A 26,305-nucleotide genomic window follows, 5' to 3' on the forward strand; every position below is an offset into this window, starting at 1 on the left:
AAATAGAGGGCTTGGATCACTCGTTACTTTTGGGGAGAATAGGATTGCCATTTTTCAACGATTTCCTGATAGAGACCACTTTCTTTAATCTGAGCAATACCTTGATCAAAAGCTTGTAATACAACAAACGTCTTCTCAGATTTTTTTAGCCCAACAACATATTCAGCAGACCCCCCAAATGAAGGCAATTTTTTGAATTTGCCTTGCCATTTATTCTGTTTGATGACCATATCAAAGTTAGTTTCATATCCTGCAAAACCTTCTATATATTTCCGTTCCAGCATTTTAAAACCACTTTTTACATCACGCACATCAAAAACTGATAGGGCGGATTTTTGTTGATTCCATTTATCGCCCAGATTAAACCCACGAACAACACCAATTGTTTTTCCTTTCATAGAACTTAATCCTTTCCATTCTATTTTTGAGTCTGCTAGAACATAAACGAGAAACGTTGCCTCATTGACTGGGTATTTTGAATAACTGAAATATGCTTCCCGCTCTGAGTTTTTGCCAGCTGGGAAAAGTAATTCGATATGTCCTTTCTTCACATCAGATAATGCTCTTGCCCAAAGAGATACATTCAGCTTGATACGGTATCCTTGGTTATGAAAAGCTTCTCTTAACAAATCCCAGCTCATCCCCTTTAATGCCTCGGAATCTTCACCAATTGAGATCATTTCAGTAGACCCACGTTTGTGTCCTTTTTTTAAGAAGGTATAAGGAGGATAGCCATAGAGTGTAGCTACAGAGACTGTCTTTTCACTCGCCTCCGTATAAAAGCTAAAACTTGGTAAGAAAACTATGATCCAGATAAAGCCAATCAGTCGCATTCAAGGAGCCTTTACGGCAAATTACCTGACTCAAGTTTAGCTTTGGAGTGTTAAAAAATAAAAAACGATCCCAGGTTTATCTGTTTTCTATATTTTAATTCTCCGCATATGCTTTATAATCTGCGATGAAATGTCGACGTGGGATATAAGCATTAAATGTCAGATCATAATCAAGAACTAAAGAAAGCCGGGCTCAAAGTTACTCTTCCAAGAGTCAAAATACTAGAAATTTTACAGATGCCCGAAAATCAACACATCAGCGCAGAGGATGTTTATCGCATCCTGTTGGACATGGGAGAAGAAATCGGCCTTGCTACAGTCTACCGCGTACTGAACCAATTTGATGACGCTGGCATTGTGACAAGACATCACTTTGAAGGTGGTAAATCTGTTTTTGAACTTTCCAGTAAAAAACATCACGATCACCTTGTTTGTCTTAAATGTGGCCGCGTGACCGAATTCGAAGATGACGTGATTGAAGAGAGACAGCTGCAAATTGCTGAAAAAAATGGTGTTAAACTTACAAACCATAGCTTGTATCTTTATGGCGAATGCATAGATACAGATGCCTGTGAAGCATACGCCAACCAAAACAGCTAGCTTTTTCCCTTTGGCGGGCACGTAACCCGCCTCATTCCAAGTTGCTTACCACCCTATCATTGACTATAGATCTCCTTAGTTTTTAAACTCTGCGAGATAGTTATGAAATACATAATTCAAATAGCCCTCATCCTTTGCACTCTTTTTTCACAAAACCTAGCGGCAAAAAAGCTGATAGCAGCAGGTGATCCGTGGCCTCCTTTCATCGATCCTAAAGCAGAAAATGGGGGAATTGCACTTGAAATTGTTCGTGCTGCATTTCAGCAAAAGGGACATGAAATTGAAATGAAAATTGTGCCTTGGGCTAGAGCACTCGAAGGTGTCAAAGAAGGAAACTATGATATTCTCGTCGCGACCTGGTATACAGAAGAGCGGGATAAATTCCTTGAATATAGTGAACACTACCTTTCCAACCAAATTAAGTTCATCAAAAAGAAAGGCGATAGCTTCTGTTATAAAGATATTCCAAGCCTAGATGGAAAAATTATTGGTACAGTTCGAGGGTACGGTTATGGTGATAAGTTTCTTCAAGCAAAAAACTTTAAACGTTCAGAAACGGTCACATTAGTTCAGAATATCCGTAAACTTATCTCTGGCCGAGTTGATCTGACATTAGAAGATGAAGTTGTTGCAAAAGCACTCATCAAAGCTGAGGATCCAAGTGCTCTAGAGAAAATTGAGTTTTGCCCGACCCCATTATCAAAAAACGATCTTCATGTTACATCTGGCTATAAGAATAAACTCTATAAAACAATCATTACTTCTTTTAATGAAGGTTTAAAAGAGATTAAGTCGAATGGAACATTTGATAAGGTGATGAAGAAATACGGTTTATAGACACCCACTCAATTGAATAATCTGGGCGCAGTATGCGCCCACTTCGATTCCTATCTACTTACTCAGCCGTCAAGCAAACAAGGCGCATCCGCGGCACATAATTTTCCTTTCGACTGGGTGATTGCCACCCACCTAACGTCATGTCTAGATGAGCATTGTCAAACGACAGCGAAAAATGATTATAGATATGAAACTGATGCGTTTCCCAAGTTGCCTTTTCAAAACATTCCGGAATATCCTCAAGCGTAAAAATCACGGCTTTACGGGCTATCGCTCGAAAACGTTCGATGATTTCTGAGACATCATTAATGTGATAGAGCAGGCTCATTGCAAAAACAAAATCAAATTGATTCTCTTTGAATTCATACAGAGATTCTTGAACCGCCCCTTCATAAACTCGATATCCTCGACTTGCTGCAATCTTGAGCATATCTTTGGACAAGTCAACCCCTGTAAACTGGAAGTTACCCAGGAGCATTTCTTTTAATAAGCCTGTTCCACAACCGATATCCAACACATCACCAGTCCCCCAGAGATTCTTCTCAAAGAGTGTTGTTACATGAGAAAAATACTGGGCATGGTTCATCGTTGGATCTTGTGAGATTACGTCGTATCGCAGTGAATAATCTCGGTCATAGGTGAGCTTTATACTATTCAATTCATCCATTTCAAACACCATCAAAAAAAAGCTAAGTACCAAAATAATGTACATCAACGTTATATCAAGCACCTGAAATGAATACCAGTCATTTGTTATCGGAAAAATTTATTAAAATTATAATTATGTATGCATCTGGTATGTAAACTTTATTTACTTTTAAGTAGATCACTAGCGCAAGGACGCTCTGTTTTGATCGGTTTTTTATTCTTATCTATCGGCTGGTTTAAATTTTGCTTTTCTGACTGGTCTAACGTATTTAAACGCGCATCAAATAAGTCCATGACTTTGTTCACGTAGGATTGAACAATATTCATCTCACTACTAGACAACCCTGTGCCACATGGATCATCCGTACTCGCAGCAACTTGTTTTTTGACTGGTTCTTTGGGCGTTTTCTTTGGTAAAGGCTTTACAACGCCCATATTCGTCGGTTCTTTTAGTTCGACAGCAACCGCATTTTTGTTCATCGGTTTATCTGAATAATGGACTTTGCCATTTTCATCGACCCATTTATAAACCTGTGCCTGACTGAGTATCGGCAAAAATAAAAGCGTAAAGAACAAATGAAACTTCATGGCACACCTCCTAAAACTGCAAGTATACCTCATTCAAGTATAGGTTCCGAGAAGGGAATGAGGAAGGCAATCGGACGTTGCCTTCCTTAAAACAAAACTATATTTCGCTGGCGAGTTCTGCTCCCTGACGGATTGCACGTTTTGCGTCCAGCTCAGATGCGACATCAGCACCACCAATAATGTGTACAGAAACCCCCTTATCCGCCAGTTCCTGATACATATCTCGCAGCGGCTCCTGGCCTGCACAAACAATGACATGATCGACTTCAAGAAGCTTTTCCTGCCCATCGATTTCTATGATTAACCCTTGATCGTTCACTTCCTTATAAGTACAACCAGCGAGCATTTCTACACGCTTATTTTTGAGGGTAGAACGATGGATCCAACCTGTTGTTTTGCCAAGGCCCGCACCCACCTTTGTTTGCTTACGTTGTAACAAATACACTTGCCTTGATGCTGGCTGATGCTCAGGTCGTTTGATTGCGCCTGGATTTTCATAGCTGGGGTCAATCCCCCATTCAGCCATCCATTTTTCTGGTTGAAGCGTCAATGACTCTGATTCAGTTAAATATTCAGAGACATCAAAGCCAATGCCACCAGCACCGATCACAGCAACACGTTCGCCCACAGGCTTGTGATCACGAAGCACATCCAGATAGCCATAAACTTTTTCATGATCATGACCAGGGATCGTGATATCACGTGGCTGAATGCCTGTTGCAAGAATGACTTCATCATACCCGCTTGCGAGATCATCGACTGTTTTCACTTCACCCAAATGAATATGGACACCTGCTTTGTTTAATCGGTCAGCAAAGTACCGGATCGTGTGGTAAAACTCTTCCTTACCCGGGATCTGTTTGGCATAGTTGAATTGTCCACCAATTTCTTGATTTTTATCAAATAAGTGGACTTCATGGCCTTTTTCAGCAGCATAAGAAGAAAAAGCCATCCCAGCAGGGCCTGCGCCAACAACCGCAATTTTCTTTTTCGCCTGTGTTGGATAAAACTTCAGTTCTGTTTCATAGCAAGCTTGAGGGTTGACAAGGCAACTGGCACGTTTTCCTTGGAAAACATGATCAAGACAAGCCTGGTTACATGCAATACAGGTATTGATGCTTTCTTCTTTTCCTTCTTCCGTTTTGGTCACAAAATAAGGATCGGCCAAAAATGGTCTTGCCATACTCACCATATCCCCATCCCCGCGTGCCAAGACTTCTTCAGCAAACTCTGGATCATTGATTCGGTTTGTTGTGATGAGTGGAATAGTCAGTTCTTTCTTTAACTTACCAGTAACCCAAGTAAATGCACCTCTTGGCACAGATGTCGCAATCGTTGGGACACGCGCTTCATGCCAGCCAATTCCGGTATTAATCAGAGTTGCCCCTGCTTTTTCGATTTCTTTCCCCAAAGCAACCACTTCTTCGTAAGTCGAGCCATCTTCGACTAAATCCAGCATGGATAAGCGGTAAATGATGATAAAGTCTTCACCCGCTGCTTCTCGAACAGCTTTGACAATTTCAACAGGAAAGCGCATTCGGTTTTCAAAGCTGCCTCCCCATTGGTCTTCTCTTTTATTTGTTCTTGAGCAGATAAACTGATTAATGAGGTAGCCTTCAGATCCCATGATTTCAACGCCATCGTAGCCTGCTTTTTTTGCAAGCTTTGATGATTTCGCATAATCATTGATCGTTCCGCGAATGCTTCGGTCACTCATTGCACTAGGAGAAAATGGAGAAATTGGCGCTTTGATTTTACTGGGAGCAACTGAAAATGGATGATACCCATAGCGCCCCGCATGTAAGAGTTGTAAGCAGATCTTACTGTCATATTTATGAACTGCTTCTGTGATCTTTTTATGCTTATTGACATGCCAGAAGTGGCTCATCTGGCTGCCATGAGGGGCGAGTCGGCCACGTAGGTTAGGGCTGATACCACCTGTGACAATGATCCCAACACCACCTTTGGCACGCTCTTCATAGAATGCAGCCAGCTTATCGAACCCATTTTTTTCTTCTTCTAAACCGGTGTGCATTGAGCCCATGAGCACGCGGTTTCTTATTGTCGTAAATCCAAGATCTAATGGTTTCAATAGATTTGGATACTTTGAATTCACAGTCATTTTGCCCATCCAACTAATCTGGTCATACCTGTTGCTTAGCAAGGAATTTACCCTTTTTGACCATCCTCAGCAAGTATTGCAGTGTAATTTGCTCTCATAAGCGTATATTCTGCTGACGATCTACACAATTCGTTACAAATCTAAATTCTGTTTTATTATCATGTCCGGTAAAATAGCATTATCTATACTTAGTATTCGTTTTATAAAGGATGTAACTATGACGTATGATCCAGCCATGCATGCAAAACAGCCCAAGCCGGGGATTGTAAAACGAGGCTTCTGCTTCATCTGGCATGCTTTTAATTTCTCCCGTAATGTAATCGTCAACTTATTCTTTCTCGTGATCCTCATTGCTGTGATTGGCGCAATGACGAGTGACGATAAAAAAGTCACTATCCCAACAGATGGCGCAGCGCTTGTACTTCATTTATCTGGCCATCTTGTTGAACAGAAAACCTACGTCGATCCGATGGACGAAATTACCTCAGAAGCTTTTGGCGGTCCAAAACAAGAAACAGAAGTGCTTGTTTCTGATCTTGTCACTGCCATTCATGAAGCAAAAAAAGATGACAGAATCAAAGCTATTTTACTCAAAGTGCAAGGTGTTTCTGGTCACCTCGATAAGCTTCGTCAAATTGGTGAAGCGCTTCAAGAGTTTAAGGCATCTGGTAAAAAGGTCATTGCACAAGGCGACTACTTCGGTAAAGGGCCTTACTTCCTCGCAAGTTACGCAGATGAAATCTACATCAATCCATATGGTGGTGTACTGATTGATGGATATAGCACCTATCGCATTTACTTCAGCGAGTTATTGAAAAAGCTAAAAATCACAACACATATTTTCCGCGTTGGCACACACAAATCTGCAGTAGAACCATTTATGCGCGACGACATGTCTCCAGAAGCGAAAGAATCGGCGAAAGCTTGGTTAGGTGAGCTTTGGACACAATACAAAGAAGAAATTGTCTCACGTCGTGAGAACATGGACATTTCCAATGTCGACGAGACCTATGCAGGCTATATCGAGAAATACGAACGTGTCAATGCAGACTTTGCGCAGTTCGCCCTTCAATATGGTTGGGTCGATGGCTTAAAGAATCGTGATGAAATGCGCCAATATATGATTGAACTTGTCGGCCAAGATAAAGAGAATGAAGAGACCTTTGCACAGGTGAACTTCTACGATTATTTGAGCTTATATAAGCTGCCATTCCCCATTGAAAATCCACAAACAGATAAGGTCGCGGTCATTGTTGCTTCTGGACAGATCCTAGATGGCGAACAAGAACCCGGATTAATTGGTGGTGAATCAACAGCAAGACTGTTGAGAAAAGCACGCATGGACGATAAGGTTAAAGCGGTTGTCCTCCGTGTTGATAGCCCAGGTGGTAGTGCTTTTGCTTCAGAAGTAATCCGCCAAGAAGTTGAGCAAATCAAAGCCGCAGGCAAACCGGTCATCGCTTCTATGGGGTCTGTTGCTGCTTCCGGTGGCTATTGGATCTCAGCCCCTGCTGATGAAATTTGGGCATCACCGTCAACAATCACAGGATCAATCGGGATCTTCGGAATGTTCATGACCTATGAAAATTCTCTTCAGCATATCGGCGTCAATACTGATGGTGTGACAACAACGGAGTTTGGTGGTGCCCCTCTATTTCGTGGTTTAGATCCACAAATGGGTCAAATCATTCAAATGAACGTTGAACACGGTTATGAGCGCTTTATCAAGCTAGTCTCTGAAAACCGGAAGATGAAACCAGAAGAAGTCGACAAAATTGCTCAAGGTCGTGTTTGGACTGGTGCAAAAGCACAAGAACTTGGTCTCGTTGATAAGTTAGGCGACCTCGATGACGCGATTGATGCAGCTGCACAGCTTGCGAGCTTGACTGACTTTGACGTGAAGTACATCGAAAAAGAGCTTTCTGCACGAGATAAAATGATCAAAGAGTTATTTGGTCAAGCGCATGCACTTTTCGGTTGGGATAAATCCGATTACGTCCAAGAAACAACAACTTCCAAAGTCGTGCAGCAATTTATGCACGAAGCGAAAGCTGTCAATCAGTTTAATGATCCGCAAGGTGTCTACGCACGCTGCGAATTCTGTGAAGTGAAGTAATTGATAAGTGAAGTCATAGCAATAAACGTGATAAATACCTGAAGTGAATTAATCCTCTTTCAACGTAGCAATACGCCGCTTGTCAGCATACAATAAGGCCCGAAATCATTCGGGCCTTTTTATATGAATTAAGCATGAAAAAGAAAAAAATCTATATCGCATATACAGGCGGCACAATTGGTATGCGCAAATCACAACAGGGTTATGTGCCAGTCCGAGGACACCTAACAGATACCGTCAGTGGTATGAATGAGTTTTTCCGTGAAGAAATGCCAGAGTTTGACATTCACGAATACGATGAGATCTTGGACTCTTCTGATATGTCACCTGCCGATTGGGAAACCATCGCAAAAGACATTATGGACCATTATGATGACTACGATGGTTTTGTCGTGCTGCATGGGACCGACACAATGGCCTACACAGCCTCAGCACTTTCATTTATGTTCAGTGGATTAACCAAACCAATCATAATCACTGGTTCACAAATACCAATTGCTGAATTACGCTCTGATGGCCAAACTAATTTATTGAATGCGCTCTATATTGCGGCCAATTATCCAATTGCTGAAGTGTGTCTGTTTTTCAATAACAAACTATTTCGTGGAAATCGCAGTACAAAAGCAGACGCAGATGGGTTTAACGCATTTGCCTCCCCAAATTACCCGGCCTTGTTGGAAGCTGGAATTCAAATCAAATTCAACCCAGATGCAAACCCGCTTCCAGTAGAACAGAATACATTGACATTACATTCGCTCAAACCACAGCCAATTGGTGTTGTCAGCTTATATCCTGGTATTTCTGTCGCCGTTGTTGAAAATATTCTGAAGCAGCCAGTTAATGCATTGATTCTCCTGACCTATGGTGTTGGGAATGCACCTCAGAATGATAAATTACTGACATTGATGCGCGAAGCAACAGATCGTGGTGTGATCATCATGAATCTGACACAATGTTTTAATGGTAGTGTCAATATGTCTGGATATGCGACAGGCACTGCACTTGCCAATGCGGGAGTTATTTCTGGCACTGATATGACCATAGAGGCCTGTCTAGCAAAACTTCATTTCCTCTTAAGCAGCACGCTTTCACAAGAAGAAATTAGAGGCGCACTCCAACGCTCGCTCCGTGGCGAAATGACCACACAGTAATTGAATTGGGCATTCACCAGAGTGCCTTTTTCATTTTCCTGCCCAAATGGTCAGACCTATCTTTCATTGTATCCTTGCTTAATTTCGTTACACTGCCTGCCCTTAAAAAAATTCTAAGTCTTACAGAGTTTTTAAAGGCAAACGTTTCAAAGAAAACCGTTTTTTAAAGACAAAAATTTTAAGACCAATCACTCCCAACAAAGGAAAAGCATGAAGAAGTTAAACCTGCTCGCAATGAGCAAGATTGCATTACTCGTCACTTGCGCGTATCAACCTACCTACGCTGATACGACAAACAATAATATTGAACTCGTCGAAAACAGCCGCCTCGAATCTTCTGTTCAGGCCATCTATGGTCAGTCCTGGAAAGCACACTTTGCGAAAGATCATGCAGAAATTGTCCAAGCCATGCCTGATCCACAGGCTGTCGCATCAAAAGTTGTAAAAGAGCAGCTTGTTAAACATGGATATGCATGGATTGATCCTGACAAAACCTACTACAACGTCTTCGCTGGTTCAGTAAATAGCCCAAGAACCTATAACGGTTGGCAGCACTTTACACAACCTGTCGGTTCTTATACGTTGACTCAGGCGGTGATGCTCAACGTCTTCAACCAGTTCCGTGACTCTGGCCCTGGTACGATCGATCTCTATACTGGCGTGTATAAGCAAGGCATGGGTGCAAAGCGATATTATGAGAAGAATGAAGAGCGCCTTCTCTCATCAAAACTCTGGGATATCGCCTATTACAATATTGATGTCCAGGCTGCTTATACGAAAGCGCTGAAAGAATTTTGGAAAATCCACGGTGAAAAGTACACACACTTGATGCGAGACAGCTTCGCATTCTCAGCCTATCAACAATATCAGCAGGGCCTGCTTTCCCAAGCACAATATCAACTTGCGAATACAGTCATTAAAAACCACCGCTCCTCTGATATTCACGTCTATCGATTTGATATTTACGGTTACTATTCAACGGATATTCTACTCATTGAGCAAAATGGTCACCAAGCGGGATTAATGTATATTCCTGGCGCTGCCCAACCTTTTATTCCATATCACAGCGAACGACAACTCAAGAAGATCATTCATAAAGCTATTCAATCGAAAAAAACCCGTCAAGCGATGGCTAGGCACTTTAGCCTCTATGACCGTCAAGATGGCAAGAGCTATTCTGGTGTGAATTCTGCTTTAGAAGGACTTGCCACTGGCACGTGGAAAGAGTCCTATCTTATGATGAAGAAAAACACCATCAATGGTGATATTTTCGCACGATTGACAGAAATTAAAAAAGCGAGAATGGCCAGTGATGGCGATACAGTCATCAAATCCAATAGCGAGGCTGAGCGAGACTATATTTTAAGCACAACCTATAGCGTATTTAATGTGTTCCCGGTCATTGATGTGATTCTTCCTGAGCTAGGTATTCCATTAACCTTAGCAATGGGAGCAACACAACTCGGCCTTTCTATCGATAAATCAATCAATGGCGATACACTTGCTGAGCGGCTTGAAGGCACAAAAATGACTGCGGTGAATGCCACGCTTGTCGCAGCAACTGCCGTCATTCCTGTTGCTGCAAAGTTTGGTCGTCGCGTCACGACTTCATTAGAAGCAACAACAGCGACAAACTCAATTCATTCTGGCATTGCAATGGCAGAAGGGGTTTCTGAGGCCGAAATCGCATCTTTTACCAATACACCAAAAATTGTCATTCATCCCCAAACAGGCGAGGAATTACTTGGTGTTCGCCTGACAGATACACCAAAGTCAACGCTGCTCAAAGCAGATGGCTTTGGTATGTATAAAGAAGTTGATCCGGTCAGTGGACGTATCTTGTCAAACTCACGAGTGATGCGCACCATTGACCAGGAAACAGGTGATGTACAATGGCTGAGCCAAGGTGGATTGCGCGGTGGGGCAGAAAGCACTGCTGGTTCCGATGTGGCAGGTAGTGAAGTCGCAAGTTCTGATGTGACTGAAAGTCAGTTGCCAGATACGCCAGACCGCTCAGAGATCCTGCTTCCAGAGGATTTACCAAAGCGTCCTGGCATGGGTGGCTCTGGTTATGCACAAATGGGAGGTCGACTGGATGATGTTACTCGCGATTTTCTTGAGTTGGAAATGCGCGTCGACCCATATGCAAAACTGAATGATGTGAAGGCGCTACATCGCCTCAATACGCAGGCATTGGAAGAGGCAAAAACCGTTCCTTTCTATCGACAATATCAACCTGAGCTGAAAGGCATCACCGTATTTCGTGGTGATGAACGCCTTCCGGATGAGATCTTCCACAGTGGTTTCAACCGACGGATCACACCAGTACAGTACATCACCCTCGCTGAGCATACTAAAGCGATTCGCGGCGTGGTTTCAACCAGTACCAGTGAATCCGTTGCCGTAAGTTATGCAATTCACAATCAACGGGGTTATGTGTATGCCATTGAACTCAGTGATGGTGGTGTTGCTGTCGATACGTCATTACGTGGCACTACTTTACATGAAATTGCCACATTGAATGTACCACCAGAAGACATCATGTTTGCTGTCGGCCCATTTAATAATACGGAGGTTGATCTTGCAATCATCAAAGAATCACCAGATGCAAGAACCGCAGAATTACTGATCAATCCACATGCAAAAGCATCAGCAGAAGTTGCAGAAGCTGCATTTGAAAAAATGAAAGCAACCTTAAAATACCAACTCAGTCCTGAAATGTCTTTTGCGGAACGCTACAATAATCGCCATGATTTATTCTGGCATGAAGAAGAAATCACTTCTTATTCTGTATCAGAATAGAACTAAAACCCTGTTTTTTATAATTATTTCTACTACTTTATGCCTGTATTGACTAATACAGGCACTTTCACTTCTTTAAATCTCTAATCTTTTTTATCGTTATTTTTCAATAGATTAAGACTCATATTGCTTAATTGTTAATCGGCTATATTTATTTCATGCAAAAAAGTTATTTAATAGATCAAAAAAATTAACATCAAATTACCAATTATTTACGCTAGGATGTTTTGGCCGGTCAGATGACTGAGCATTCAATACAATGATTTATTTATATTTTTATGGAACTCTTTTTGGAGATACCGATGTTAAAAAAACGATTAAAACTATCCCACCTTATCCCAGTAACAATTCTGAGTGTTTCAAGCCTGCAAGCGCTAGCAACTGATCAAAAGAGAATTTTCTTACCTGATGAAATCGCGCCTCGCCAAGGTACTGTTCTCTCGGCTGAGCAACCTGACCCAAGAGAAATCATCTTTCCTGACACACAACCTTCGGGTTCATTCTTCTTCAACTTAGAAGATTTAGCCTTACGGGCAAATGGAGAAGAGCTTGACTTTTTCTCTGACGATTATCATTCCTACCCAACAACAGAGGGGTATCGTGAAGCAAAAGACGAAGCACCTGTTCGTTTTACTAAGCTCAAGTATGAACATTTTCCAAAAGGGTTTGAACGTCATTACAATGTAAGTTGGGCATCGATTCATGATGCTGAAAAAATGCTTTCCTTGGGACGTGAGTGGCGTGAAAAGTATCCAGAGTTATTTGAAGCGCAGAAAAAAAGCCTCTTTTTTATTCATGAAGAACGTGCTATAGAGCTAGGTGATCTTTTAGATGCCGGATTTGTAAAACTTGGAAAAATTGAAACTGAAAAACAAGCTGAACTTGATAAAATACTCTCTGATTTAGCCACCGTCGCACAATCGATCCAAGCAAAAGAAACAGCCCTTGACAATGCAGATATACTTGACTCATTAGACCTCATCGATGAGCTAGCGCAGTTAGAAGCGCAACAAAAGGAGTTAAACAATCAAAAAGCAAACCTAGAAAGGCAAGTCAATTCTGCAAAATTCCAAATTGCCGATCTCAAAGCAACTTTCCCAGGTGGCCGTGATTTCTTTAAGAAAAATCGCGAAGAAATTATCGCTCGTTACCATAACCTACTTGAGAAATCAGTCCACTTCCAAGATACAATCGCTTATCGTCTTGGCGTTGCAAGTGGCGATATCGCAGAAGTTGAAAAGAAAACAGGTGACTTTGAGGGCATAAAAATTTCTCCGGATGCACCTTGGAGCGTTGCTACCTATTTTAACAATAGCGGTCAGATTTATATCCCTGGTCCAGAAGCAAGTTTTAACGACAAAGAGATCCGTGTAAGAACAGATGGTGTCCAAGGCAGTGCTCGCCCATATCAAGGACTTGTTGGCGGGATTGTTGTTGAAGCAACGCTACACACAATTCATGAAATGATGCATCCAGTTCTATTTGCTTCTGATGCAGCAGGTCGCCCAGGTCTCGTTGTCCACGTCACAAACCTCGTTGCCCGTGACCTTTGGTCAGATCGTGACATCGAAACTTACTGGCGTGCAACTTACTAAGAAAACGCTCAATTCATATTACATACACTTCACTCCAAAGTCGTACATCGTCTCGATGTACGACTTTTTTTAACGGTGACAGCATGGATCCCTCATACATCAAAAGATTCTATTTTATTTCATGCAATTTTCCGATTAAGCGCATCGTTATTCTCAACGTGATTTTCATAACCCATTCAAGTTAGGATGTTTCTCGAAGTAAACACTTCATATTAAAAAACACATTACAGAATATATTAGTTCCAAATTGGAGATAAGAATGTTGTACGAAAAATTAAAGCGCTCCCATATACTCTCTCTCGCGGTTGCAAGTTTATTTAGCACACAAACGATTGCCGATGATCGGATCATCTTCCCTGATTCTCCCGGTATTAGTTCTTTCTACCTAGACCTTGATGCACTCGCTGAACGCTCAAATGGAGCGCCTATTTTAGAAGATCCTGATCAAAGCCCAATCAATATCTTTAGAGACTTATGTATACCATGTGATTCCTATCCAGCAACACCAGGCTTTGGCGAAGCAAAAGATGCAGCACGGGTTAGTTTTAGAGAGCTCAACTATGAACACTTCCCTCGCGGTTTTGTTCAGCAATACAATGTTAGCTGGGATTCCCTGCACGATTCCGAGAAAATGCTATCGCTTGGTCGAGAGTGGCGTAGAGAGCACCCTGTACTTTTCGAAGCTCAAAAAGCAAGCCTGTTTGAAGTACAGCAAGAACATATTGATCAAACACTCAATGCGCTAGAACGATTGCATGAAGATGAAAACGCCTTTGTAAGGCTTCCAAAAATATTGCAAGACAAACAAAACCTCGTGATACAACGCTCCAAAGAACTGCAAGAAGCACAAGACAACCTAGAAATATCAGAGATGCTCGATCCACAATCTACTGTTGACCAGTATCAAGCAGAATTTGAAAATGCTCAGCAAGCCTTGGAAACAGCAAAAATAGATCAAAGGCAAGTGGCTGGTGAATTTTTTGAAGAGAATCGTAATCAAATTATTCGATACTACCACCAGGTCTTAGCACGCTCTGCAACTTTTCAGGATGCGATCGCTTACCGTATCGCTGTCTCCACGGGAGATATAGAAGAAATTGAAAAGAAAACAGGAAGTGTCGAAGGAGGCCACATTATTTCTCCATACGCGCCTTGGACTGTTGCTTCATATACGGAAAAGGACAATAAATTTGATTTACCAGGACCAGCCGCTGATTTTGATAATCAAGTTCTTTTCGTCAGAACTGCAGCAATCCCTGATGACCTGACGACAAATACTGGACTTGCAGGAGAGATTGAAATCAAACTTTCTACACGGGCCACTATTCATGAAATGTTACATCCAATATTGCACGCAAATGATGCCATCAACCGTCCAGGGCTTGTGGTGCATGTCACAAATTTAGTGATGCGTGATCTGTATCCTCATCGTGATATCGAAACCTACTGGCGTGCAACTTACTAATTTCGAGTAATTCATTTATATCACTCACACTTCACTCCAAAGCCATATATCGTTCTGATGTATGGCTTTTTTCAATAACCACATCATACGCCACCTGTCGCTTAACTAGATGACAATCGGCACTCACACTCATAGAATAAATGGTCGAGATGGCTTATGTATAAAGCAAGACTTGGAGGCGTTAGTTACTCATTGAAGACAAGCACAAAAATGATACGATTTGCGCCACTGGATGCTGATGTTTGTCTGCTTTTTGCCGCTCATTGTAGTGGTTTCACGATAATCAAACATCAGCATCCTTGTTTTTGGACTATTCAGTCTTCGGCAAATCAATACCAAAATGGAGATAAGCACGTGGTGTGGCAATTCGTCCGCGCGGGGTTCTTTGGATAAAGCCTTGTTGAATCAAATATGGCTCTAACACATCTTCGATTGTATCCTTTTCTTCCCCAATCGCAGCGGCGAGGTTGTCCAACCCCACCGGGCCACCCATAAATTTTTCCATTATCGCCAATAGAAGTTTGCGATCCATATAATCAAACCCTTGTGGATCGACATCAACCAAGTCCAACGCCGCCGCTGCAATGTCTTTCGTGACTGAGCCATCTGATTTTACCTGAGCATAATCTCTGACACGTCGAAGCAGTCGATTGGCAATTCGTGGGGTACCTCGAGCACGTTTAGCGACTTCCCAGGCACCTTCTGCATCCATCGGTAAATTCAAGAAATCAGCCGAACGTTGCACAATGCTTGATAAATGATCCACGGAATAGAATTCCAAACGCTGCACAATCCCAAATCGATCACGCAGTGGCGATGTCAATGCACCTGCTCGGGTTGTTGCACCCACCAAAGTGAACGGAGGCAAATCTAACTTGATCGAACGTGCGGCAGGCCCTTCGCCAATCATGATATCTAACTGATAATCTTCCATCGCTGGATATAATACTTCTTCAACAACTGGGCTTAAGCGATGGATCTCATCAATAAAAAGCACATCATTTGGTTCTAGGTTTGTCAACATTGCAGCCAAGTCTCCGGCTTTTTCCAGCACTGGGCCTGATGTGGTTTTAATGTTTACACCGAGTTCATTTGCAACAATATTGGCGAGCGTTGTTTTACCCAATCCTGGTGGACCAAAAATGAGAAGGTGATCGAGCGCTTCTTCTCGATTTCTTGCCGCTTCGATGAAGATTTCCATTTGTGCTTTAACGTGATCCTGGCCCGTATATTCAGCTAAAAACTTGGGCCGGATCGCACGATCGATAACTTCATCATCCATCGTTGCCTGGGGTTGTATCAGTCTATCCGCTTCAATCATAACGTTTCTTATAGCATGGATTTAAGAGCAAGCTTGATCAGCTCTTCACTGGACAGGCCATCCTGCCCGACTTTCTTCACTGCTTGTTGTGCCTGCGTTTGCTTATAGCCGAGCGCCATCAACGCACTGACTGCATCTTCCGTTGGATCAGCGACAGAAATCAAAGGCGACTCGGTCACCATATCGACTGGCACAGCATCGGTGAATGGTGTCAGCAGTGGCGCAGACCAGTTCTTCAATCGATCTTTCAATTCAATAATTAAGCGCTCAGCAGTCTTCTTGCCGATGCCAGGCAACTTAGTCAGACTGTTTGCTTCACCATTTTGTACCAAGGTGACAAATTGATCCGCAGTCAGTCCTGAAAGGATCGCCAGTGCCAGTTTTGGCCCAACACCATTAGCTTTGAGTAACTCGCGAAATAGCTGGCGATCTTGTCTTGCGACAAAACCATATAAAGATTGTGCATCTTCACGAACAACAAAGTGCGTGTATATCTCAACTTGCCCACCTACTTCAGGGAGTTGATAAAAACTGGTCATGGGTAGCTGAATCTCATAACCAACACCACCGACATCCAAGAGTAAATCAGGCGCTTGTTTTTCTTCAATGGTGCCTTTGAGTTTTCCTATCATTTTTTATTTCCTCTTATCGTCGTAAGCGTCCACGAACGACTTTACGTGCTTGACCTGCGAGACTCATCAGGCTTTGTTGACTATGTCCATGACATACAGCAACAGCGAGCGCATCTGCCGCGTCAGCTTGTGGTGATGCAGCCAGTTTGAGCATGGATGTGATCATATGCTGAACTTGCTTTTTATCCGCAGCCCCTGTTCCGACCACAGCTTGTTTTACTTGCCTAGCTGAATATTCACTCACAGGAAGTCCAGCGTTGGCCGCTGCAACAATCGCCGCACCACGGGCTTGGCCAAGTTTAAGTGCAGAGTCCGCATTATGGGCCAAAAAGACTTGCTCTATCGCGAATGTTGTAGGGGAAAATTGTTGAATGATTTCTGTGATCCCTTTGTAGATCACTTGCAGTCTTTCCGGTAAAGGCGCATCACCAAGTCGAATACAGCCACTGCCGAGATATTCGAAACGGTGTCCTCGTTGTTGAAGAACACCGTAACCTGTCACACGAGAGCCGGGATCAATCCCAAGAATGATGCTCATGTGCCCTAAAGTGATGCCATCACATCTTCTGGAATGTCTGCATTTGAATAAACTTCCTGCACATCATCCAGATCTTCCAGCATATCGATGAGACGAATCAACTTCGGTGCTGTATCCGCATCGACCAGAGTTTTTGTGGATGGGATCAATGAAACTTCCGCATTGACGGATTCCAGACCAGCAGCATCCAGCGCATCTTTCACTGTACCGAAATCTTCTGGTGTTGTGAAAACATCAATCGAACCATCATCATTCGTCACAACATCATCCGCACCCGCTTCTAATGCTGCATCCATGATTGTATCCTCGTCTAGACCTTCACCATAGCTGATCACGCCTTTTTTGCTGAACAAATAGCTAACTGAGCCATCAGTGCCAAGGTTACCGCCAGACTTCGAGAATGCATGGCGAACACCACTGACCGTCCGATTACGATTATCGGACATACATTCAACCATGACCGCAACACCACCCGGTCCATAACCTTCATATACAATTTCTTCAAGCTCTTGCCCGTCTAGCTCCCCTGCACCACGTTTGACTGCACGCTCAATCGTGTCACGGGTCATGTTATTGGATAATGCTTTATCAATTGCCGCACGCAAACGTGGGTTGGTATCCGCATCAGAGCCACCAGCACGGGCTGCAACGGTGAGTTCGCGGATCAGTTTCGTGAAAATTTTTCCACGTTTTGCGTCTTGGGCTGCTTTACGATGGCGAATGTTAGCCCATTTACTGTGACCTGCCATGAGATTACTCCATTCATCATCGGCGCAGAGACTGCGCCGTTTTACTTTTTTTGTCTAGATGTTTGATTTCAAATTTATTATTCGGCGTCTTCTTTGGCAACAATTTCAATGCCAAGCTCTTTGAGGGCGTCAGGGTTCGCAGGACCGGGGGCATCCGTCAATGGGCAAGAAGCGGTCGCGGTCTTCGGGAATGCCATGACATCACGAATGGACTCTGCACCCACCATCAACATCACAAGGCGGTCCAAACCAAATGCAAGACCTGCATGTGGTGGCGTACCATACTTCAAAGCATCTAGAAGAAATCCGAATTTTTCTTGCTGTTCTTGCTCGTTAATTCCAAGCGTTTCAAAAACAACCTGCTGCATTGCGTTGTCATGGATACGGACTGAACCACCGCCCAATTCAACACCATTCAAGACCATATCATAAGCATCAGACAATGCTTCTGCTGGTGCTGCTTTCAGCGCTTCTGGTGTTACACCAACTGGCGCTGTGAACGGGTGGTGAATTGCCGTTAAGCCACCTTCATCATCGATTTCTTCAAATAATGGGAAATCGATGACCCAAAGTGGTCGCCATGCATCTTCAACCATGCCTAGATCTTCACCGACCTTCAGGCGAAGTGCACCGATTGATTCAGCAACAACGGTTGCTTTATCGGCTCCGAAGAAAATCAAATCGCCAGTTTGCGCTTGCGTTCTGTCTAAGATGCCTTGTACAACCGTTTCGTTTAAGAATTTCAAGACTGGTGACTGGATCCCATCCATACCTGCATCTTTGTCATTCACTTTCATCCATGCCAAACCTTTCGCGCCATAGATGCCTACGAACTTCGTATATTCGTCGATATTTTTACGGGAGATTTTGTCTGCAGCGCCTGGTACACGAAGTGCAGCAACTCGGCCTTTTGGATTATTGGCAGGACCAGAGAAAACTTTAAATTCAACGTCAGCCATCAAATCTGCAACATCCACCATCTCCATCGGATTTCGAAGGTCCGGCTTATCCGATCCAAAACGACGCATTGCTTCTGCGTAAGTCATCGTTGGGAAATCGCCGAGGTCTACATTCATCAACTTTTGGAACAAATGACGGATCATGCCTTCTGTCACAGACATCACGTCTTTCGCTGACATAAAGGTTGTTTCGATATCAATTTGCGTGAATTCCGGCTGACGGTCTGCACGTAAGTCTTCATCGCGGAAGCATTTCACGATTTGGTAGTAGCGGTCCATCCCAGACATCATCAACAACTGTTTAAACAGCTGTGGCGATTGTGGCAATGCATAGAATTCACCTTTATGAACACGGCTTGGGACGAGATAGTCACGCGCGCCTTCAGGTGTTGCTTTGGTTAGAATTGGCGTTTCGATATCGAGGAAATCCGCATCTTCAAGGTAGCGACGCACTTCGCTCGTCACTTTAGAGCGAAACTTCATGCGTTCGGTCATTTCTGGGCGACGTAAGTCCAGATAGCGGTACTTCAGTCGGTTTTCTTCGCTGTTATTTTGATTGAAGTCCAGCGGTAACGGCTCAGCACGGTTCAGGATCTCAAGCTTCTTCCCTAAAATCTCAACTTCACCGGTTGCCATCTTATTGTTGATTTGATGATCCGGACGTGCGCGAACCTCACCAGTCAATTTAATACAAAATTCGTTACGAAGGCTGTTCGCCTTTTCAAATACATCTGCGTAATCTGGGTCAAAGAAAACCTGAACGAGCCCCTCACGGTCACGCATATCAATAAAAATGAGTCCACCTAAATCGCGGCGCTTATGAACCCAGCCGCATAATTCGATTTCTTGCCCTACGAGGGACTTTTCTACCTGTCCGCAATATACAGTTCGCATTGTGTATTCCCAAACGATGGTCGAACCATCCAAATCTTTTAAATCAAATGACGGATAATTATAGCGATCTGAGCCTTAATGTCACGGGACGAACAGACTCAAACCAAAACGGTTATTCGATGCGTGGTAAAATCTGCACGATCTCCTGGTCAAAGGAAAGCGTGACATTATTCGCCAGCTGCTCTGCATTGACACTGCACTTCATGCCATCACATTGTATACCTGCTTGTTTGCTATGCTCTTTTTTTGCAAAAACCAAACGAACACCAGTGACATCTGGTGTAAAAAAGGATGCGATAAATCCTGATAGATCATCCAAGATGTCAGCCATTTGGGACTGGATACGCTTCAATTGCTCTGCTGAAACACGCTTGCCATGTTGACCCTGCGCTTCAATTTGCATCTTCAACACACAATACTGCTCGGTTTCTACAATGATCATGGCCTTATCTTTATCCAGCTGCTTATCAAACGGAACAAGCATTTCACTTTCTTCACCTACGACAAGCGGTTGGCTGGATTTTTCTGTTTGGATACTGCCTTCTTTGATATGACATGGCTGTCTTGTATCTTCATCTATGAGATAAAAGCCAATACGAACATCAGGGTAGTCCTTTTTATTGGAGACCTTGAGGCGGTCATAAAAGCCGTCATAACCAAGATAAACAGGCTTCGCATAGAGAGAAGCAGTTGGAACCATCAACGCAACAAGTACGAGCATGTTCTTAAAAATGTGTTTCATGATATCTCTTGATACAAAAGAAGATGAGGGGCGATTTTATCAGGCTTCAAACATTGTCGAAAGAGGTGAAGGTGCTTTGTTTACTATCAAAAGAGAGAAAGTTTGAATTGAATAATAAGCTGTACAAATGATAAAAGGGGCATCATGCCCCGGACTTTTCCTGTACTGAATGAAAGTGGATCACCGTGACTGGCTCACTATTTAGAATGGGTCGAAGATAGCAACGCTGTAGCTCTTCTCTCAATTCTTCCACACTGCCAAATCCATCCGTTTGTGCGTCTTCCTGACCTAAGTCACCAAAAAAAGCTTGTTGCACCTTAGACACAACAGCCTGATAAATCAGTGTCTCATCTTCGCAGATCAACTCTGCGGCTCCTTCTACAACGTCCACATCCCCTAAGCGTACGGTTGTCGTCTTCCCCTGTTTGAGTTTTGCAAAGTTTCTTGCATTGAAATCAATGATATTCATTGCGCTTCTCTACATTATCATTTTTACCCGGTATCATCGCATAAAAAAGGCGTCCCTGTTAAGTACCCTTTTCCTTTTATCTTCACTACCCCCAACGCCTCGCAAGACGTATACTGAGACTAAACACCTGCTTGACTGTTGGAAAAGTCATGTCACATTTGCCACGGCTTCATCTCGTGATTGTGGTTTTATGCTACAAGTTGGCCTTTGCTGTATATTGTGCCCGAGCAGATGCTGACTCCCATTTTTTGTCTCTATTTCAACAGATTGAACAAGAGATGAATACCCATGGAAAGTCTCAAGCACTCAATCAGGCTTTTGATATGAAGGCTCATCTGGATCGTGGCTTTTCTGGCATCAGTGTCTCACCTGGATTTTATGACAGCCTGACAAAACGCATCAATAAAGAAACGCCTTCCGTCTATATCTTTGGCATGCCATCAAATAAAAAGATTCGATTTTTTCACATGAAACCCTCTCCTCAGGGCGCAGAAGGATACTTTCGAGTCAGTTTTCAAGAAACGGGGGTCAATTATTTTCGATTAATTGCAAAAAGTACAAGCACAAAAAAAGTGCAGATCATTGATTTTTATAACTATCTCAGTGGGCAGTTTCAAACTGAAAGCATTCGTATTCTCAGCCTCATTTTGAGTCAAAGTAACAACTATGAAGTCATCGCCAATGATAGTATTCAGAAAGATCTAACCATCATCGCGCAGTTTATTCGAAATCATGATATTCCTGGACTGAAGAAATATTACCCCAGTTTAAGTCGTAGTTATAAAAAGAACTGGACTGCGATGAGTACGTTGATGCGTTTTAACCTCGATTACCATGACCCACTGTATCAAATGATCTTGAATGATATTGCCATTCAATTTGGCGCAGATCCTAGGGCTGGCCTCATTTTAATGGATTACTATTACCTGCAACGCGATTACAAACCTGTCCTCCAAATATTAGACGTACTTTCTCGTGAGTTTGCCCACAAGGATGCAGGGGTGTATATGCTTAAAGCAACGACCTATTACCTGATGGATAATATCGAAAATGCTTTGAAAAACATCCTCATTTATATCAACATGGAGCCAGATGATGAGTCAGCCTATCAAATGCAGTTGAGCTTCCTTCAAGAACTAAAAAAATATGACGAGATGGTACGCGTCACCAAGTTCATCATGAAACGATTTAATCTCACGCTCAAAGAGTTCCAGACGTCTTCAAACCTAGAAGGTTTTATGCGTTCAGCTGAATTTCAAAAATTCAAACAGCAGATCAACAAAACACTATCCAAATCACAATGATCCCAGATACAAGCAAGTGTTCTAATCTTAAAAAAGCCCTATGTCTATTCATGAACTGGCGTGTACATGTTTCCAGCAAAACTCTGTGTGGTTCTTCTTTTTATCGGGTTGGCTTTCTCAATCTACATTCATGCCGAGCCAACCCGGCTCGTTTGCAGCACAGATAATCCCAAAGAATCGCTCCACGTGACCACGCTCATGGATTTTGCAGAACGTTTAAAACAGCATTCTGAAGGAGACGTCATTGCAGATGTTCATTATCGCGGTTCTCAACAATTTCCTGCAATTCATGGAGAAGAGGTCAACATGAATCTGGTGATGAGCGGCAAAAAGGACCCACACAGTGGTAAGGTTGTGGATGTGACCGTTATCGCGTCTGGAAATGCCTCGCTCAAAGCACCGATCCTGGAATTTCTGATGCTTCCCTACATTTTTCCAGAAATACAAGCAGCGAAGACACTATTTCAAAGTCAGTTCATGATGCGTGATATCAATCAGGTTCTTATTGAAAAGCACGGCATCCGAGCACTGGGTTGGCTCATTGGCGGCTATCGTCAGATGACCAATTCAAAACGCGCCGTCACGCGGATTGAACATATCAAGGGGCTTAAAATCAGGACGCCGAGAAATCGTCTAATGCGTGATACCTACCTCGCGTTTGGGGCACAAGTCATTGCGCTCAACTGGGGAGAAACGTTTGCAAAGCTCAAAGCAGGTGTGGTGGATGGTCAAGAAAACCCTTACAACGTCATTTATTACTCAAAATTTTGGGAAGCGAATCAAAAATATGTCACAAAGACCGCTCCTTTCCTTTGGGTTGGACCCATTTTAATCAATGAAAAAACCTACCAACAGTTTTCTCCCAAGCTACGCCAAGCGTTTCTCAAAGCGGGTCAGGAATCAGCAGCCAATGAGTGGCAATGGATAGAACAAAAAAACGAGGCATTTCGCAAAAAGCTCGAAGCACAGAAGATGACCATTTTAGACCTTGAAGATAAAGAAAAATGGGTCAAAGCAAGCCAAAAGTTATGGGAAAAGTACTACGAGAATATCGGTTATGGTAATCCAGTTTGGGGTAGAAAAGTAGTTGAGCAGGTTGTTGAGATTTCCAATTCAGCAACCAATGCTCAGACCCCTTCTGTGCCGTGAGGGTATACCTTTTGAAGCTCAGGCTTTTTAGGCTTTTTAGGCGTTTTTAACGACTCAAAGTAAAGTGGTGCAGGATTTGGGCAAGTGCATTTTAGTTCAAGGTGAAAAGGGATCCACTGCATGATAATGCACCACAATGCATCTTACATTAAATGTCGATATTGCTGATCAAACCCGATTGAGGCACTCGCAAGTGTATCCACATAATCGTAAGCTTCCTCAGAGATTGGCTGAATATATGTGTATAATGGCTCAATAATATCAGCCCCCATGCGGTGCTTATGTTCTACAAAGCCTCTGCCCATATCAAAAATGGATAAACCATTCTCCTCCATGTATTTATATACAGATTGATATATATGGTTATACAGGTTCCTCCCCTCCCTTGGTATCTGATAGTCTATCCCGTGCACAAGCGCTGCAATGTATTTTTCAGAATGGTCTATAAAACAGAGTAGTGTCTTAACTAACTCAGCCCCCTTAAAAGTAAGCGCAAAATAGTAGTTCTCAGAAAATGATGTCTTACTTATCATTTCTAATACATCCTGAGAATAGTGTATTGCTGAACTTTCGAATTTTGCAGCGTTTTGCATATAAATATCGCACGAACGTTTGAACAATTCTTGTTCATGGATTAACTCTTTCAAGTTGATCCACTTTGTTTCATAAACTTCCTCAACGCGTCGGATCTCACGTTTAAAATCTTTAAAGTGCTTCTTACTCATCGATTGTTGCAGCTTTGACTCCCACCCTTCCGTCAAATAGCTTTTGCAGCTAAAAAATGAAGGAATACACACAAACCCTTGTTGTAACAAACATTGATTATCTGACTCTCTCAAACATGGGACCATTATACAGTCACCCGATGAATGAACACTTTCATCATACCGAATAGAAGAAAGTAAACTGTCCGCTTGATTAAGTTCGCATGAAACATTCAAGAAACTACATTCAAGAAGCGTATGTTGAATATGCTTGAAACGATGGTGGTCTACTTGGATATTCTTTAAGAATACACCCCAAAGGCCCAAATTATTTGTAGAAAATGTTCCTTTGTCGCCATGACAAGAAGAGAAAATACTTAAAAGATTATGTCTCACAAATTCAGATTCAAAAATTCTAGACCTCATAATTACATCCTAGAAGTAAGTACAACATTTACTTGTACCCAAAATAACACAGCATACAAAGTAATTCACGTCCCCTTTTTCGGTTTTTATTAATGAAAAAATGCACAATAAAAGAGTTCTGGCAATTTGATTTACAAAACCATCCTCTTTAAGCCCAAATTTTTCTTAGCTTTTAAACGCTCACGAGAAGATAGAAAAAATTGGGTAAACCAGCCCCAATGATGTTGGTATGCCTAAAAAAGAGTTGAACTGGATGGTGTCACCTTGGTATCACAATCAACTTATCGGCTTTTTGGTCTTCGATGTCATGGATCAATTTTAGATATCATGGATCAAAAACAATATTTGGCTGAAATGGAGGTTGGCGTTAACTATCAAGTTAAAGGAGTAGGCAAGGCACAGAACCAAGCTGATTGCGGATTACAAAAGAAATGGACTTGATCGGACTTGAGAGTAGGCTTTTCCTACTCTCCAAATGGATACCTACTCATCTTCAAAGTATTTTTGATTGATGCGGATCATCGCGGTGATTTCATCAACATAGGCGTAACCGCGTTGTGAGTAGCGGAAGAGTTCTTGTGCCAATGCCTGAGCTGTGACTATTTGGTTCGATTCTCGTAGCACATGACGCTTTGCTCGCAGTGAACGATAGGCGTTATGCGTATTTAAATTACGGAAATAGGAGCGAATGCTTGCCTCTGGTGAGTCAAATTTCGCAACTTCGTAATTCCCCGAAGTTCGCTCAAGTGGCACGAGGCCACAACCTTTACGAAAACACCATTGGCCGAAGTAGTTATTACCGTCGACTGCAAATCGAGACGTTCCCCACGCTGATTCGTTCGCAGCTTGCATCAATACAAGTTGGGCTGGAATTTCATCGACACAGTAGCGAAGTGCCATCACTTGTTCCAAGTCCATGTCCCTTGAGTCTTTCTGGCAATATCTCGCCAGGTGATTCAACTGCACACGCTCTTCCATTGTGAGAAAACCTGACGATGCATAACGTGAAATAATGCCTTCCAATTGCTGGCGCTTTTGGCGCAACGTTGCATTTACATCATTGACCGCTGGTGTCATATAATCGAGGAATGCTTTTTTCCGTTCTTCAATACTCTTTATCTCCCTGAATTCTGGTTTGATCCTTAACGGGTATGGCATCCCGTCATGCTGTACTTTTGCAACCTGTGGTACCAGTTCTATAGGTGCAACATGTGATTTCGACATGAAAAATGGGTAAAAAATAGCCCACACGACAATCATGATTAACATTCCCCTAAACCCAAAAGAAATCAATTTAGGCATACAAATTCCTGATCTATTTTTCTTTTTACGCCAAGCAACATCATCTACATACGGCTCAAAAGATGATCTTGATTCGTTCCGACTTATCATTGGGATAAATGGTGTAAGCAGCTAAACGAGAGGTCTGTGCAATTCAAATTCGAGAGAACTGAATTGTTATTCTCAGTACACACAACAGTGTACAGCACCCATAATCTCCCCATCGCCCCTCACTTTGTATTCTTCGTATGAATAAGTTCTATTGTAGTAAATAGTTCTTATACCTTGGGGGAATTTCGATGAAATTTTTACGATCCAAGAATGCATCCTTCAGATACACCCTCTTCTGCTTGATTTATTCGATGCTCAGTGTTACAACC

22 protein-coding genes are annotated in these 26,305 nt (G+C 42.6%); 9 read left to right on the top strand and 13 right to left on the bottom strand.

Annotation, left to right across the window (positions count from 1 at the left end; genetic code table 11):
• Positions 1-23: 23 nt before the first annotated feature.
• Positions 24-833, bottom strand: a complete 810-nt coding sequence (locus tag C505_RS0100315) for a substrate-binding periplasmic protein (protein WP_018690598.1) — start codon at positions 831-833, stop codon at positions 24-26.
• Positions 834-989: 156 nt separating this feature from the next.
• Here C505_RS0100315 and fur point away from each other — a divergent pair, with 156 nt between their 5' ends.
• Entirely contained in the window at positions 990-1,433 is a 444-nt protein-coding gene (gene fur, locus C505_RS0100320; RefSeq protein ID WP_018690599.1) for a ferric iron uptake transcriptional regulator, read from the top strand.
• 102 nt (positions 1,434-1,535) lie between these two features.
• On the top strand, positions 1,536-2,270 hold the full coding sequence (locus C505_RS0100325) for a substrate-binding periplasmic protein (protein WP_018690600.1): 735 nt from the start codon (positions 1,536-1,538) through the stop codon (positions 2,268-2,270).
• A 58-nt stretch (positions 2,271-2,328) separates the two neighbouring features.
• On the opposite strand, the gene C505_RS23290 is transcribed toward C505_RS0100325, so the two are convergent.
• The 3 genes from C505_RS23290 to C505_RS0100340 form a co-directional block, all read right to left on the bottom strand.
• Positions 2,329-2,937 (bottom strand): class I SAM-dependent methyltransferase, encoded by a 609-nt coding sequence (locus tag C505_RS23290; protein WP_169336976.1) that lies wholly within the window; start codon positions 2,935-2,937, stop codon positions 2,329-2,331.
• 140 nt (positions 2,938-3,077) lie between these two features.
• Complete coding sequence (locus tag C505_RS23295; RefSeq protein WP_018690602.1) at positions 3,078-3,506, bottom strand: DUF4124 domain-containing protein; 429 nt, start codon at positions 3,504-3,506, stop codon at positions 3,078-3,080.
• 97 nt (positions 3,507-3,603) lie between these two features.
• The gene (locus C505_RS0100340; protein WP_018690603.1) at positions 3,604-5,637 is read right to left on the bottom strand and encodes an oxidoreductase; all 2,034 of its coding nucleotides are present in this window, start codon (positions 5,635-5,637) and stop codon (positions 3,604-3,606) included.
• 208 nt (positions 5,638-5,845) lie between these two features.
• Here C505_RS0100340 and sppA point away from each other — a divergent pair, with 208 nt between their 5' ends.
• The 5 genes from sppA (at position 5,846) to C505_RS0100370 (ending at position 14,757) form a co-directional block, all read left to right on the top strand.
• A complete protein-coding gene (sppA, locus tag C505_RS0100345) occupies positions 5,846-7,744 on the top strand; it encodes a signal peptide peptidase SppA (RefSeq protein ID WP_018690604.1) in 1,899 nt (632 codons plus the stop codon).
• Between the two features lie 134 nt (positions 7,745-7,878).
• A complete protein-coding gene (ansA, locus tag C505_RS0100350) occupies positions 7,879-8,895 on the top strand; it encodes an asparaginase (protein ID WP_018690605.1) in 1,017 nt (338 codons plus the stop codon).
• Between the two features lie 210 nt (positions 8,896-9,105).
• Positions 9,106-11,697 carry a dermonecrotic toxin domain-containing protein gene (locus C505_RS24635; protein ID WP_018690606.1) on the top strand — a complete coding sequence of 864 codons (2,592 nt, stop codon included), beginning with the start codon at positions 9,106-9,108 and terminating at the stop codon, positions 11,695-11,697.
• Between the two features lie 302 nt (positions 11,698-11,999).
• Entirely contained in the window at positions 12,000-13,292 is a 1,293-nt protein-coding gene (locus C505_RS0100365) for a coiled-coil domain-containing protein (protein ID WP_018690607.1), read from the top strand.
• Between the two features lie 259 nt (positions 13,293-13,551).
• Positions 13,552-14,757, top strand: a complete 1,206-nt coding sequence (locus C505_RS0100370; RefSeq protein ID WP_018690608.1) for a hypothetical protein — start codon at positions 13,552-13,554, stop codon at positions 14,755-14,757.
• 310 nt (positions 14,758-15,067) lie between these two features.
• On the opposite strand, the gene ruvB is transcribed toward C505_RS0100370, so the two are convergent.
• From ruvB to C505_RS0100410, 7 genes are all read right to left on the bottom strand, one after another.
• Positions 15,068-16,078 (bottom strand): Holliday junction branch migration DNA helicase RuvB, encoded by a 1,011-nt coding sequence (gene ruvB / locus C505_RS0100375; protein ID WP_018690609.1) that lies wholly within the window; start codon positions 16,076-16,078, stop codon positions 15,068-15,070.
• An 8-nt stretch (positions 16,079-16,086) separates the two neighbouring features.
• Positions 16,087-16,710: a Holliday junction branch migration protein RuvA gene (ruvA, locus tag C505_RS0100380; protein WP_018690610.1), complete on the bottom strand. Its 624-nt coding sequence runs from the start codon at positions 16,708-16,710 to the stop codon at positions 16,087-16,089.
• Between the two features lie 13 nt (positions 16,711-16,723).
• A complete protein-coding gene (gene ruvC / locus C505_RS0100385; RefSeq protein WP_018690611.1) occupies positions 16,724-17,248 on the bottom strand; it encodes a crossover junction endodeoxyribonuclease RuvC in 525 nt (174 codons plus the stop codon).
• A gap of 5 nt (positions 17,249-17,253) precedes the next feature.
• Positions 17,254-17,997 (bottom strand): YebC/PmpR family DNA-binding transcriptional regulator, encoded by a 744-nt coding sequence (locus tag C505_RS0100390; protein ID WP_018690612.1) that lies wholly within the window; start codon positions 17,995-17,997, stop codon positions 17,254-17,256.
• Between the two features lie 77 nt (positions 17,998-18,074).
• Positions 18,075-19,850 (bottom strand): aspartate--tRNA ligase, encoded by a 1,776-nt coding sequence (gene aspS, locus C505_RS0100395; protein ID WP_018690613.1) that lies wholly within the window; start codon positions 19,848-19,850, stop codon positions 18,075-18,077.
• Between the two features lie 112 nt (positions 19,851-19,962).
• Positions 19,963-20,592: a DUF2987 domain-containing protein gene (locus C505_RS20955; protein WP_018690614.1), complete on the bottom strand. Its 630-nt coding sequence runs from the start codon at positions 20,590-20,592 to the stop codon at positions 19,963-19,965.
• A gap of 142 nt (positions 20,593-20,734) precedes the next feature.
• On the bottom strand, positions 20,735-21,061 hold the full coding sequence (locus C505_RS0100410; protein WP_018690616.1) for an ASCH domain-containing protein: 327 nt from the start codon (positions 21,059-21,061) through the stop codon (positions 20,735-20,737).
• Positions 21,062-21,210: 149 nt separating this feature from the next.
• Here C505_RS0100410 and C505_RS0100415 point away from each other — a divergent pair, with 149 nt between their 5' ends.
• Both C505_RS0100415 and C505_RS0100420 read left to right on the top strand, forming a co-directional pair.
• A complete protein-coding gene (locus tag C505_RS0100415) occupies positions 21,211-22,365 on the top strand; it encodes a tetratricopeptide repeat protein (RefSeq protein WP_018690617.1) in 1,155 nt (384 codons plus the stop codon).
• A 66-nt stretch (positions 22,366-22,431) separates the two neighbouring features.
• Positions 22,432-23,514, top strand: a complete 1,083-nt coding sequence (locus C505_RS0100420) for a TRAP transporter substrate-binding protein (protein ID WP_018690618.1) — start codon at positions 22,432-22,434, stop codon at positions 23,512-23,514.
• 143 nt (positions 23,515-23,657) lie between these two features.
• Here C505_RS0100420 and C505_RS0100425 read toward each other — a convergent pair whose 3' ends face one another.
• Positions 23,658-24,644 carry a hypothetical protein gene (locus C505_RS0100425; protein ID WP_157368693.1) on the bottom strand — a complete coding sequence of 329 codons (987 nt, stop codon included), beginning with the start codon at positions 24,642-24,644 and terminating at the stop codon, positions 23,658-23,660.
• 483 nt (positions 24,645-25,127) lie between these two features.
• Positions 25,128-25,904 carry a glucosaminidase domain-containing protein gene (locus C505_RS0100435; RefSeq protein WP_169336977.1) on the bottom strand — a complete coding sequence of 259 codons (777 nt, stop codon included), beginning with the start codon at positions 25,902-25,904 and terminating at the stop codon, positions 25,128-25,130.
• Between the last annotated feature and the right edge of the window lie 401 nt (positions 25,905-26,305).

Origin of the sequence: Algicola sagamiensis DSM 14643, from assembly GCF_000374485.1 — a bacterium.
Lineage (GTDB): Bacteria > Pseudomonadota > Gammaproteobacteria > Enterobacterales > Alteromonadaceae > Algicola > Algicola sagamiensis.